At 75.3% G+C, this 12,623-nt stretch carries 8 protein-coding genes; 7 read left to right on the top strand and 1 reads right to left on the bottom strand.

Annotation, left to right across the window (positions count from 1 at the left end; all coding sequences use genetic code 11):
- The first annotated feature begins 51 nt into the window (after positions 1-51).
- Positions 52-978 (top strand): ABC transporter ATP-binding protein, encoded by a 927-nt coding sequence (locus FRAQA3DRAFT_RS02435; protein WP_009737474.1) that lies wholly within the window; start codon positions 52-54, stop codon positions 976-978.
- A gap of 231 nt (positions 979-1,209) precedes the next feature.
- On the opposite strand, the gene FRAQA3DRAFT_RS34450 is transcribed toward FRAQA3DRAFT_RS02435, so the two are convergent.
- Positions 1,210-1,950, bottom strand: coding sequence for a hypothetical protein (locus tag FRAQA3DRAFT_RS34450; RefSeq protein WP_157467015.1), 741 nt, complete (start codon positions 1,948-1,950; stop codon positions 1,210-1,212).
- A 64-nt stretch (positions 1,951-2,014) separates the two neighbouring features.
- Here FRAQA3DRAFT_RS34450 and FRAQA3DRAFT_RS02445 point away from each other — a divergent pair, with 64 nt between their 5' ends.
- The 6 genes from FRAQA3DRAFT_RS02445 (at position 2,015) to FRAQA3DRAFT_RS02470 (ending at position 12,596) form a co-directional block, all read left to right on the top strand.
- The gene (locus tag FRAQA3DRAFT_RS02445; protein WP_035921987.1) at positions 2,015-3,760 is read left to right on the top strand and encodes an ABC transporter transmembrane domain-containing protein; all 1,746 of its coding nucleotides are present in this window, start codon (positions 2,015-2,017) and stop codon (positions 3,758-3,760) included.
- The gene (locus tag FRAQA3DRAFT_RS02450; RefSeq protein WP_009737476.1) at positions 3,753-5,435 is read left to right on the top strand and encodes an ABC transporter ATP-binding protein; all 1,683 of its coding nucleotides are present in this window, start codon (positions 3,753-3,755) and stop codon (positions 5,433-5,435) included. Before FRAQA3DRAFT_RS02445 ends, FRAQA3DRAFT_RS02450 begins: the two co-directional genes overlap by 8 nt.
- A 130-nt stretch (positions 5,436-5,565) precedes the next feature.
- Positions 5,566-5,868: an MbtH family protein gene (locus FRAQA3DRAFT_RS02455; RefSeq protein WP_009737477.1), complete on the top strand. Its 303-nt coding sequence runs from the start codon at positions 5,566-5,568 to the stop codon at positions 5,866-5,868.
- Positions 5,865-7,721: a salicylate synthase gene (locus tag FRAQA3DRAFT_RS32325; protein WP_009737478.1), complete on the top strand. Its 1,857-nt coding sequence runs from the start codon at positions 5,865-5,867 to the stop codon at positions 7,719-7,721. Before FRAQA3DRAFT_RS02455 ends, FRAQA3DRAFT_RS32325 begins: the two co-directional genes overlap by 4 nt.
- Positions 7,722-7,725: 4 nt before the next feature.
- Positions 7,726-10,926, top strand: coding sequence for a non-ribosomal peptide synthetase (locus tag FRAQA3DRAFT_RS31160; RefSeq protein ID WP_232292081.1), 3,201 nt, complete (start codon positions 7,726-7,728; stop codon positions 10,924-10,926).
- Positions 10,923-12,596 carry a (2,3-dihydroxybenzoyl)adenylate synthase gene (locus FRAQA3DRAFT_RS02470; RefSeq protein WP_009737480.1) on the top strand — a complete coding sequence of 558 codons (1,674 nt, stop codon included), beginning with the start codon at positions 10,923-10,925 and terminating at the stop codon, positions 12,594-12,596. The genes FRAQA3DRAFT_RS31160 and FRAQA3DRAFT_RS02470 overlap by 4 nt, the downstream gene beginning before the upstream one ends.
- Positions 12,597-12,623: the final 27 nt, after the last annotated feature.

A 12,623-nucleotide genomic window follows, 5' to 3' on the forward strand; every position in this document is an offset into this window, starting at 1 on the left:
GCGCGCCGGCCGGCGGGGGGCCGACCCAGGTCGGCGAACGGAGGGCGAGGCATGGCGCGGCTGAGCGCGAACAACCTTACTTTGGCCTACGACCAGCGGGTGGTGGCCCGCGAGCTCGGGATCGAGATTCCGGACGGGGCGTTCACCGTCATCGTCGGCCCCAACGCCTGCGGCAAGTCGACGCTGCTGCGCGCGCTGGTCCGCCTGCTGCGGCCGAAGTCCGGCGAGGTCCACCTCGACGGCGCGCTGATCTCGTCCTATCCGACGAAGGAGGTCGCGCGCCGGCTCGGCCTGCTCGCCCAGTCGGCGACCGCGCCGGCCGGCATCACCGTGGCCGACCTGGTCGCCCGCGGCCGGTACCCGCACCAGCGGCTGCTGCGCCAGTGGTCCCGCGCGGACGAGCTGGTGGTCGCCGAGGTGATGGAGCGCACCGGTGTCGCCGACCTGGCCGACCGGCTGGTCGACGAGCTGTCCGGCGGCCAGCGACAACGGGTCTGGCTCGCGATGGTGCTGGCCCAGCGGACGCCGATCCTGCTGCTCGACGAGCCGACGACCTTCCTCGACATCGCCCATCAGGTCGAGGTGCTGGACCTGTGCGCCGAGCTGCTCGCCGAGGGCGGGCACACGCTGGTCGCGGTGCTGCACGACCTCAACCAGGCCAGCCGGTACGCCGGGCACCTGGTGGCGATGCGGGACGGGCGGATCGTCGCCCAGGGGCCGCCGGCCGAGATCGTCACCGCCGCCCTGGTCGAGGAGGTCTTCGGGCTGGCCTGCCGGGTCATCACCGATCCGGAGTCCGGTACGCCGCTGGTCATCCCGCTGCGGCGGCGGCCCCGCCGGGTGCACGGCGGGGATGCGCCGGCGGGGCCGGACCAGGTCGCGGGGGCCGGACCAGCCCGCGGGACCGGACACGACGCCGGGGCCGGAGCGCGCGACGGGTCGGTTCGCGCAGCGGAGCCGCGCCTGCACATGGGTTGACGGTGTTCGTCAAATTAGGTTAGCTATACCTAAATTTTGGGTGGAAGGCCGCCGCCCGCTGTCGCCGACCGCACGGACCGCGGGCTTCTGCTCCGCCGCCCCGACCCCGAGGCTCGCCAGCCCGGGCGATCTGTTCGGACGACGCGGGCCCGATTCGGTCAGGACGGTGCTTGACGTCCTCCCCCACCGACGGCGGGGGATTCCAACTCCTACACACCCACCAGAAGGCTCCTACACATCCACCAGAAGGGAGGGCGGGCAGTGCTGAGATTCGCGGTTCGCAGGCTCGGTGGGCGCCGCGCCTCCCCGCGCTGTCACCGCGCGTCCCGCGGCGATGTTTCGGGCTGCGTTGACGTCCGCGCTGCACCGCAATCTGCGGGCGACACGCCGGAATCGCACTTGGCTCGCACGCGACGCGGATGCCACACGCCCGCAGGCCGAAAAACACGGCCTGGGGTAGGCCGCCGGTATTCTCTCGACCCGGCCGGAAGCCTGCTGCTCCAACCGCTGCACGAGCAGACCCCGGCCGGCCGCGAGGATCACCCGATTCACCCCGGCCTTCTGCCGCGCGTTGCGTCCCGGCTTGGCGACCATTCCCCGCGCCGACCTGGTCATGGTCGGAATCCGCAGCTCCGCGCTGCTCAGCGCCGAGCAGACGGCCACCCCCCGGTCCACCCCGACCACCTCGCCCGTACCCGGCGCCGCCATCGGCGCGGGCACGATGGTGAACGCCACATACCAGCGACCCGCCCGATCCCGAGTGACCCGATACGATTTTGCGTCCGGCGCGGCACGGCTGCGACGGAACCGCATCCAGCCCACCTTGGGAACCCGCACCTGCGACCACTGGTGATTGACCCGCCGAACATCACCGGATCGCGCCGCCGCCACCCGGAAACCCTCATGCTCGCCCCCCTCCGAAAAGTGGGTCTCCGATGCGAACCGCGAAAGAAAACGGAAAGGGATGTCCACCGGTGAACGATCTGGGGTGGCGTTTCCTCCCCGGCCTGAAGGCCCGGGCATCCACGCCGAGACCATGGTGAACGGCTCGACGGGCAGCCGGCTGCTGTGGACGCGGTTGCGCGGGCAGCGGGGGGAGCTGACCCTCGGCGCGCTGGCCACGGTCGTCCAACAGGGAGCGATGCTCGCCCTGCCGTGGTGCGTCCAGCGCGCCCTCGACCGTGGCATCACCGAACGCTCGGTGCACGGCACGCTCACGTGGGTCGTCCCCACGGTGCTGGTCGCCGTGGGGTTCATGCTGGGGGGCATCGGCGGCCTGTGGTGGTCGGGCCGGGCCGCGGGCCGCGTCGCCCACGGGCTGCGCGCGTCGATCGTCGAGCGGGTGGCGGCCTTCGACCGGCCCGCCCTCGCCCGTTACGGGCACGGCGACCTGGCGATGCGGGCCACCCGTGACGTCGACCTGGTCCGGCTGTGGGTGCAGAGCCTGGCCATCTGGGTCCGGATCGTGGTGACCGTCGTCGTCGTGCTGCCCGCGTTCGCCCTGCTCGACCCGCTGCTGTTGGTCATCGGGGTCGTGACGATCCCGCTGGTGGCGCTGGCCAACGCGTACTTCCCCGGCCGGTTCGACGCGGCCAACACGAGCCTGTCGGAGGCGTTCGGCGCCCGGGCCGACGCGGTGGACGACCTGCTCTCGGCCAGCGCGGCGGTGCGCGGCCTCGGCGGTGAGTCGGCGCTGGTGCGCCGCCATCACGACCGCAGCGCGGTGCTGACCGACCACACGATGGCCACCGCGCGCATCTCGGCGTCCTGGTCGGCCGTCCCGCCGGCCGTCCCCCGGCTCGCGATCGCGGCGGGCCTCGCCATCGGGGGGACGGCCGCCCTGCGCGGCGACATCACGGTCGGCGGCCTGGTCGCCTTCACCTCGTGGATGACCACCCTGACGTTGGCCGTCACGATCGCGGTGGATCTGCTGTCCTCGCGCGGCCAGGCCCTCGTCGCGGCCGGCCGGATCGCCGAGATCCTCGACACGCCGGTCAGCGACGACGACCCGGTGGACGCCGAGACCCCACCGCCGGGCGGCGCGTTGGTGGCCCGGGGGGTGACGGCCGTCCGCGACGGCCGCCGGGTGCTCGGCCCGGTCGACCTGCGCGTCGCCCCCGGCGAGTTCGTCGCGGTGACCGGCCCGACCGGCAGCGGCAAGACGACGCTCGCTCGCCTGCTGTGCCGGCTGGAGGACCCGGCCACGGGCGCGGTCAGCCTCGGCGGGGTGGACCTGCGGCGGGTCGCCCGGGTCGAGCTGGCCGGCCGGATCGGCCTGGTGCCGCAGCGGCCACTGATCCTGGCCGGGACGGTCGCGGACAACCTCCGCGTCGGTCGGGCGGTCGAGCTCTCCGCGCTGCGCGCGGCGTGCGAGGTCGCCGCGGTCGACGAGTTCGTGGCGAGCCTGCCCGACGGTTACGACACGGCGTTGGGGGAGCGCGGCGCGACGGTGTCCGGCGGCCAGGGTCAACGCCTGGCCCTGGCCCGCGGCCTGATCGGCCGGCCGGACGTCCTCATCCTCGACGACGTCACCGCGGCGGTGGACGCCGCGACCGAGGCCACCATCCTCGCCCGGCTGCGTGCGTGGGCGCCCGAGGTCGCGCTCCTCGTGATCTCGCACCGCCCGTCCGTGCTGGCCGCCGCCGACCGGGTGATCCGGCTGGCGGCGGACGGCGCGCCGGCCGACCGGGACGCGCCCGGCGGGCCGGCCGCCGCCGACGGCGGCACGGCCGAGAACACCGGCGATGACCGGACCGTCGGAGTGGGAGGCGTCGGTGGCTGAGATCCGTGTGCTGGCCGAGGAACCGTCGACGGCGGGCGTGTTCCGGCGCTTCTGGCCCTACCTGCGCCCGCACCGGGCGATCATGTCCGCCGCGCTGCTGGCCAGCGTCGCCAGCACGGCCGCGGTGGTGGCGGTCGCCTCGGCCATCGGCTGGGGCGTCGACGCGGTGACCACCGGCGACCGGGCCCAGCTGTGGTGGGCCGTCGCCCTGCTGGTCGGGGTGGTCCTGGCCCGGCTGGTCCTGCTGCGCTGGTCCGAGGTCCTGCTGTCCGAGGCCGGCGAGCGGACGATCCGCGGCCTGCGCGACCTCGTCGTCGAACGTCTCGCCCGCGCCCCGCTGCGCTTCATCGAGGCCCACCGCACCGGCGACCTGCTGCGCCGTTCGACCGGTGAGATCGCCGACCTGACGCTGTTCCTGCGCGACCAGCTCCCCAACCTGCTCGGCGTCGCGCTCACCGTCGGGCTGACGACGGTGATGTTGCTGGTGTACTCGTGGCTGCTGTCGCTGCTGCTCATCGCCCTGTTCCTGCCGATGGCGATCGCCGTGTTGGCCTGGTTCAACCGGGCCTCACCGGAGACGTTCGGCCGGCAGGCGGCGGCGGACGCGGCGATGACCGCGACCTTCACCGAGTCGCTCACCGCACAGGAGGCGCTGGTCGCGCCGGGACGCCCCGACGAGTGGGTCCGGCGGTTCCGGCGCGACAACGACGAGCTGCTGGCGGCGAACGACCGGGCCGTGGCCGTCCAGGGCCGGCTGGAACTGTTCGGGCTGATCGAGGGCCTGGCCACGGCGGTGCTGCTGGGCCTGAGCGTCTGGCTGGTGCGGGCGGGGCAGCTCAGCGTCGGCACCGTCGTCGTGTTCGTGATCGCGACGCGCAACCTGTTCGAAAGCATGCTCGCCCTGTCCGGGCTCGCCGGCGAGGCCCAGCTCGCCCGGGTCGGCCTCGCCCGGCTGGTCGACCTGCTCGACGCGTTGCCACCGGCCGACCCGCGGCCGGCATCGACGCCCGATCTGCCGCCGCGGGGCGACCTGGTCGCCGAACGCCTGCGCTACGCCTACGCGCAGGGGGCGGATGTGGTGCGCGACGTCTCGGTCGCCTTCCCGGCCGGCGACCGGGCGAGCCTGGTCGGCGTCACCGGGTCCGGCAAGACCACGCTGGCCAAACTCCTGGCCGGGCTCTACGCGCCGGACGCGGGCACGGTGAGCTACGGCGGGATCGATCTGCGGACCGCGTCGCCGGAGCAGGTCCGGTCGCGCATCGTCCTCATCCCGCAGCAGGTCCACATCATCACCGGCACGCTGGCCGAGAACCTGGCACTCGCTCCGGGAACGCCGGATCGGGCGGCGATGGCGCGGGCGGTCGATCTGCTGGGCCTGACCGAGTGGGTCGCCCGGCTGCCCGGGGGGCTGGACGCGGACCTGGGGGCGCGCGGTGCGCGGCTGTCCGCCGGCGAACGGCAGATCGTCGGGCTGCTGCGGGCCGCGCTGGTCGACCCGCCGGTGCTGCTGCTCGACGAGGCCACCGCCGACCTCGACCCGGAGGTGGCCGGGCGCCTGGAGACCGCCGTGGATCGCCTCCGGTCGGGGCGGACGCTGGTCGTGATCGCGCACCGCCCGGCCACCATCGCCCGCCTGCCCCGGACCGTCCGTGTCGAGGCCGGCCGCCTGAGTTAGCCCACCGCGCTGATCGTACGCATGACGTGGCTTTTTTCGCCTTATAAGGCTGGACGCACCCTCTTGTTTTAGGTAAACCTAACCTGAGTATCGCCATCTCAGGCCGCAGACCCGAGGAGACGGGAACCGCATGTCGACGAACCCGTTCGATGACGAAAACGGCAGCTTCTACGTCCTGGTCAACGCCGAGGGCCAGCACTCGCTCTGGCCGACCTTCGCGCCGGTCCCGGCGGGCTGGCGGACGGCGCACGAGGCCGCCAGCCGGTCGGCCTGCCTGGAGTACGTCGAGGCCAACTGGACCGACCTGCGCCCGGCCAGCCTGACCGCCCGGATGGCGGGCGGCCATGCGGCCGCGCGGGACGGCGAGGCCGCGCGGGACGGCGAGGCCGCGCGGGAACACCGCGACGGCGCTGATTCCGGCGCGTCCCGGTGACCGCCTCGTTGGTCTACCGCGAGCGGGCGGTGCCCTTCACCGGAGATCCGCTTGCGGCGGCGGCCCGCCTCGCGCGCGGCGCCGAGGCGCCGTTCACCGTCTACGAGCGGGACGGCGAGTGGTGCTACGGCTCGGGCGCCCTGGCCGAGATCGTTCTGTACTGGGACGAGATCCGCTACCGGTCCGGCGGCGGCTGGCGCGTCGAGCCGGTCGCCAGCGCCCCGCTGCGCGCCCTGGCCGACGTGCTGGCGACCATCCCGGTGGCGGACTGGCGGGCGTACGGCTGGGCCGGTTTCGAGCTCGGCCCCCGGACCGCGGGCCTGCCCGGCCCGCGCTCGTCCGAGCCGCTGGTCCACCTGATCATTCCCGCCCGGGAGGTGCGGCTGACGGCGACGGGGGCGGCGCTGCGCGCCGCCGACCCGGCCGACCTGGACCTCCTGGCCGAGGCGCTGGCCGCCACCCCCGCCACCCCCGCCACCGGCGAGGCGGCGCGGCCGCGCCCGCTGGCCGACCTCGAGCACGGCGCCGACGACTACCGGCAGACCGTCGCCCGCGCCGTCGAGGACATCCGGGCCGGTCGGCTGCGCAAGGTGATCCTCTCCCGGGTCGTCCCGGTCGACGGCGAGATCGACCTGGTCGCGACGTACGAGCGGGGGCGGCGGGGCAACACGCCCGCCCGGTCCTTCCTGCTCGACCTCGGCGGCCTGCGCGCGACCGGGTTCAGCCCGGAGACCGTCGTCGAGGTCGCCTCGGACGGCCGGGTCTCCACCCAGCCGCTGGCCGGCACCGCCGCCTTCGACGGCGGGCAGGCCGACGGCGGCGAGGCCGACCGGGCCCGGCGGGAGGCGCTGCGCACCGACCCGAAGGAGATCTATGAGCACGCGGTGTCGGTGCAGGTAGCCCAGGAGGAGCTGCGGCTGGTGTGCCAACCGGGGACGCTGGTCGTCGACGAGTTCATGGCTGTGCTCGAGCGGGGCAGCGTCCAGCATCTGGCCTCGCGTGTCAGCGGCCGGCTGGCGCCCGGCCACGACGGCTGGGACGCGCTGGCCGCCGTCTTCCCGTCGATCACGGCCACCGGCGTCCCGAAGGCCGCCGCCTTCGCCGCGATCAGGCGATACGAGCCGGAGCCGCGCGGCCTCTACAGCGGTGCCGTGATCAGCGCCGCCGCGGACGGGTCGCTCGACGCCGCCCTCGTCCTGCGCACGGCCTTCCAGCGCGACGGGCGGACCTGGCTGCGCGCGGGGGCGGGCGTCGTCGGCGCGTCGCGCCCGGAGCGGGAGCTGGAGGAGACCCGCGAGAAGCTGCGCAGCGTCAGCCGTTTTCTGGTGGCGGCGCCCCCGGCGGGGCCGGACCGGGAAGCTCTGCGGCGCACGGTCGCCGACATGCTGGAGGAGGACCCGGCCGACGTCGGCGACGAGGACAACCTGTTCGAACGGGGCCTGGAGTCGATCGCGCTGATCCAGACGGTCGGCGCCTGGCGGCGGGCCGGCATGGAGGTCAACTTCGCCGAGCTGGCCGAGAACCCGACCATCGACGCGTGGTTCAAGCTGCTGGCCGGCCGGCCCACGGCAGCCGGGACGGCCGCCGAGGTGGCCGCCGCCAGCGACCGGCCGCCGGAGCCGGCGGGGCCGGCGGGCCGGGGCGGGGCCGGACCACGAGGACGCCGCGGCGGGCGGGGAGTTCCCGCTGGCGCTCATGCAGCACGCCTACTGGGTCGGCCGCGATCCGGGGCAGCCGCTCGGCGGCGTCGCCGCCCACCTCTACACCGAGTTCGACGGGCGGGGCTTCGACGGGCGGGGCGTCGAGCCGGACCGACTGGCCGCCGCGATCGAGAGGCTCATCGAGCGGCATGAGGCGCTGCGGACCCGGATCACCGACAACGGCGGCCAGGTCGTCGAGGCGCGGTCGGGCTGGCGTGGGCTGACCGTGCACGACCTGCGCGACCTCGACGAGGCCGCCGCCGCGACCCGGCTTGCGGCCGTGCGCGAACGGTTGTCCCACCAGATGCTCGACATCGAGCGCGGCGAGGTCTTCTCGACCGCGCTGAGCCTGCGGCCGGGCGGCACCACCCGATTCCACCTCGACGTCGACATGGTCGCCGCGGACGCCGTCAGCTACCGCGTCCTGCTGGCCGATCTGGCGAACCTCTACGGCCGCCCGGACGAGGTGGCGCCAGCGCCGGCCTACACCTACCGTCGTTACCGGGCCGAGCACGCCGCGAGCCGGCGCACGGCGGCCGAACGGTCCCGGCGCGCCTGGCTGGACCGCCTGCCCAGCCTGCCCGGGCCGCCCGAGCTCGCGGGCGCGTCGCCCCTGTCAGGCGTGGGCGGCGCGGCCGACCCCCGCGTGTCCCGGCGCCACTTCCGGCTGCCGGAGCAGGCCCGCGCGGCGCTGGGGCAGGCGGCCCACCGCCGCGGCATCACCCCGGCGATGGCCGTGGCGACCGCGTTCGCCGAGGTGCTCGGCGGCTGGAGCACCCAGCCGCGGTTCCTGCTGAACGTCCCGCTGTTCGACCGCGAGCAGGTGCACCCCGACGTCGACCGGGTGGTGGGCGACTTCACCAGCTCGGTGCTCCTGGAGATCGACCTCACCGACCGGGTGCCGTTCGTCGAGCGTGCCCGCCGGGTCCAGACCCGGTTGCACGCCGACGCCGCCCACGTCGGCTACTCCGGCGTCGAGATCCTGCGCGAGGCGGGCCGTCACCGCGGCGAGCAGGTGCTGGCCCCGGTCGTGTTCACCAGCGCCCTGGGCCTCGGCGAGCTGTTCGATCCCGCGGTCCGCCGGGAGTTCGGCGACCCGGAGTGGATCATCTCGCAGGGCCCGCAGGTCCTGCTCGACGCCCAGGTCACCGAGCTCGACGGGGGCCTGCTGGTCAACTGGGACGTCCGCGAGGACACCTTCGCCCCCGGCGTGGTCGACGCGATGTTCGCCGCCTTCGAACGGCTGGTGCGTGACCTGGCCGCCCCCGAGCCGGCCGGGGACGGCGCGGTCTGGGACCGGCCCGTCGACGGGCTGCTCGACGAGTCGGTGCGCGCGGTGCGCCGCCGCGTCGGCGCCGTCGCGGGGCCGGCGTCCACCCGCCTGCTCCACGAGGGGTTCTTCGCGCGTGCCGGGCGCCGTCCCGACGCGCCGGCGTTGCTGTGGGGGGCGGCGGCCGAGCCGGTCGGCTCGCTGTCCTACGGCGAGCTCGCCGCGCGAGCCCTGGCGGTGGCCGGCCGGCTCGCCGCCCGCGGCGTTCGGCCCGGTGACCTGGTCGCCGTCAGCCTGCCCAAGGGGCCGGAGCAGGTCGTCGCCGTCCTCGGTGTGCTGGCGGCGGGCGCCGCCTACGTGCCGGTCGGGGTGGAACAGCCGCCCGCGCGGGTCGCGCGCATCGCGGCGACCGCCGGATTCAGCATCGTGATCACCACGCCGTCCCGGACGCGGTGGCCCGACGGAGTGACCCCGCTCGCCCTGGACGACCGCCCCGGCGGGCCCGCGCCCGACCGGCTCGTCCTCGCCGCGGCGGACGACCCGGCCCGGCTGGACGAACCGGCATACGTGCTGTTCACCTCCGGCTCCACCGGTCAACCCAAGGGTGTCGAGGTCGGGCACCGGGCCGCGATGAACACCATCGACGACCTGACCGAGCGGCTCGGCCTCGGCCCGGACGACCGGACGCTGGCCGTCTCCGCCCTCGACTTCGACCTGTCGGTCTTCGACCTGTTCGCGCCGCTGTCCGCCGGCGGCGCCGTGGTGCTGGTCGACGAGGACTCCCGGCGCGAGGCCGCCCGCTGGGGCGAGCTCGTCGCCGGGCACCGCGTCACGATCCTCAACTGCGTCCCGGCCGTGTTGGACCTGATCCTCACCGTGGCGGGAGGCGGGCCGGCCGGCCCGCCCGAACTCGGCGACAGCCTGCGCGCGGTGCTGCTCGGCGGGGACCGGGTCGGGGTCGACCTGCCGGCCCGGCTCGCCGCGGCCGTCCCCGGCTGCCGGTTCCTGGGCCTGGGCGGCACGACCGAGACCGCGATCCATTCCACCGTGTGCGAGGTCGTCGGGGGCGGGCCGGTGCCGCCGCAGTGGCGTTCGGTGCCCTACGGCACCCCGCTGCGCAACGTCCGGCTGCGGGTGGTCGACGCCCTGGGCCGCGACTGCCCCGACCACGTCGCCGGCGAGCTGTGGATCGGCGGTGCCGGGGTCGCCCGCGGCTACCTGGGCGATCCCGAGCGCACGGCCGACCGGTTCGTCACCCACGCGGGCGCCCGGTGGTACCGCACCGGCGATCTCGCCCGCTACCTGCCCGACGGCACCGTCGAGTTCCTGGGCCGCCGCGACCAGCAGGTCAAGATCCGTGGCTTCCGGGTCGAACCGGGCGAGGTCGAGGCGGCGCTGCGGGCCCTGCCGGGTGTGCGGGCCGGCATCGTCGAGCTGACCGGCGGCGGGGCCGGCCGCCCGGCCGCGCTCGGGGCGCTCGTCGTCCTCGACCCGGGAGCCCAGCCGGGAGTCGACCCGGGGGTCGATCCGGGAGCCGAGCCGGCGGGCGGTCCGGCGGCGATCCGCGCGAGCCTGCGCGGCCTGCTGCCGCCGCACATGGTGCCCGACCGCGTCGTCGCGGTGCCAGAACTCCCGCTCAGCGCCAACGGGAAGCTCGACCGTAGGGCGGCCGCCGCACTGCTCGAGCGGGAGCCGGGTGGCCCCCGGCCGCAGCCGTCACCACCGCGTTCCGATCTGGAGCGGATGATCCTGCTGGTCTGGCGGGAGGTGCTGGGCGGCGGCGAGTTCGGGGTGACCGACGAGTTCTTCGCTCTCGGCGGCGACTCGGTGCTGGCCACCCGGCTCGTCGCCCGCCTGCGCGACGAGCTCGACACCGCCGAGGTGTCGGTCCGCATGCTGTTCGGTGCGCCGACGGTGGCCGCGCTGGCGCAGCGCATGCGCGCGGTCGAGACCACACCCGGACGGCTCGATCGCGTCGCGTCGATCGCCTGGGAGATCGCCGGCATGTCCGACGACGAGATCTCCGCGCGGCTGGTCGACGGGGTCGACGAGGTCGACGGCGCCGGCACCGTCGGGGCCGAGCGATGAGCCACCCGTCGGTCACCGACCCGGTCACGCCGGGCGCGGCGGACGGCTGGGTCCCCTGGCCGGCCGAGTTCGCGCGCCGATACCGCGCCGAGGGCTACTGGCAGGGCGGACCGCTCGGCGATCGGCTCCGGGACTGGGCCCGGCGGTACGGCCCGGCCACGGCCCTCGTCGCCGGGCCGCCCGCCCAGCCGGTCCGGCTCTCCTACGCCGAGCTCGACCGGGCCGCCGACGACCTGGCGGCCGGGCTCGCCGGGCTCGGCCTCGCCGCCGGCGACCGCGTCCTGACCCACCTGCCCAACCGGGTCGAGTTCGTGACGTTGCTGTTCGCGCTGCTGCGGCTGGGAGCGATCCCGGTGCTGGCACTGCCCGCCCACCGCCGGGTCGAGATCGAGCATCTGGCCCGCCTGTCCGGCGCGGTGGCCTATGCGATCCCGGACACGCACGAGGGTTTCGACCATCGCGCGCTCGCCGGACAGATCGTGGCGGCGGTCCCGGCGGTGCGCCACGTGCTGGTGGCCGGCGAAGCCGGTCCGTTCACCGGGATCGACGCGCTCGCGGCGGCCGGCGCCACCGCCCGCGCCGCCGGCCGAGCGGTCGAGCCGGCGGCCCCCGACCCGGCCGGCGTCGCGGTGCTGCTCATCTCGGGCGGCACGACCGGCAAGCCCAAGCTGATCCCGCGCACCCACTGGGACTACGCGTACAACGCGTCGGCCAGCGCCCAGCTGTGCGGGCTGACCGGCGAGGACACCTATCTGGTCGCGCTGCCGGCCGCGCACAACTTCCCGCTGGCGTGTCCGGGCATCCTCGGGGCGCTCGGCGTCGGCGCGACGGTGGTCCTGGCGCCCTCGCCCAGCCCGGAGACCGCCTTCGAGCTCATCGCCCGCGAACGGGTGACGGTCACGGCTCTGGTGCCGGCGCTCGCCCGCCTCTGGGTGAGCGCCGCCGAATGGGAGCGACCCGACACCGCGAGCCTGCGCCTGCTCCAGGTCGGGGGCGCCCGGCTGGACGCCGAGCTGGCCCGGCGCATCCGACCGACCCTCGGCGCCGCCGTCCAGCAGGTGTTCGGCATGGCCGAGGGCCTGCTGAACTACACCCGCCCAGCCGACGACGACGAGGTCGCGTGCACCACCCAGGGCCGGCCGCTCGCGGCGGCGGACGAGATCCGCATCGTCGACCGGGAGGGGGCGGACGCGGCCCCGGGCGCCGTCGGCGAGCTGTGGACCCGCGGTCCCTACACGGTGCGGGGCTACTACCGGGCCGCCGAACACAACGCGACCGCGTTCGGCCCGGACGGCTTCTACCGCACCGGCGACCTGGTCCGGCTCACGGCGAGCGGCAACCTCGTCGTCGAGGGGCGGATCAAGGACGTGATCAACCGGGGCGGGGAGAACGTCTCCGCCACCGAGCTCGAGGAGCACCTGCTCACCCACCCCGCGATCGCCCAGGCGGCCGTCGTCGCGGCGGCGGACGAGCAGGTCGGTGAGAGCGTCCGCGCGGTGATCGTCACGGCGCCGGGGGCGGCGGTGACCCTCAAGGCCCTCAAGGCGTACCTGCGCCAGCGGGGGCTGGCCCGGTTCATGCTCCCCGATCTCCTCACGGTCACCGACGAGCTCCCCCTCACCCCCGTCGGCAAGATCGACAAACGCGAGCTGCGCCGCCGCCTCGGCTAGCGACACCCCGCGCACCCCGCGCACCCC

Origin of the sequence: Frankia sp. QA3 (assembly GCF_000262465.1) — a bacterium.
GTDB lineage: Bacteria > Actinomycetota > Actinomycetes > Frankiales > Frankiaceae > Frankia.

Coding starts and splice junctions, on each gene's coding strand:
- FRAQA3DRAFT_RS02435 (WP_009737474.1), top strand. CDS start 52: ATGGCGCGGCTGAGCGCGAACAACCTTACTTTGGCCTACGACCAGCGG.
- FRAQA3DRAFT_RS02445 (WP_035921987.1), top strand. CDS start 2,015: ATGGTGAACGGCTCGACGGGCAGCCGGCTGCTGTGGACGCGGTTGCGC.
- FRAQA3DRAFT_RS02455 (WP_009737477.1), top strand. CDS start 5,566: ATGTCGACGAACCCGTTCGATGACGAAAACGGCAGCTTCTACGTCCTG.
- FRAQA3DRAFT_RS02470 (WP_009737480.1), top strand. CDS start 10,923: ATGAGCCACCCGTCGGTCACCGACCCGGTCACGCCGGGCGCGGCGGAC.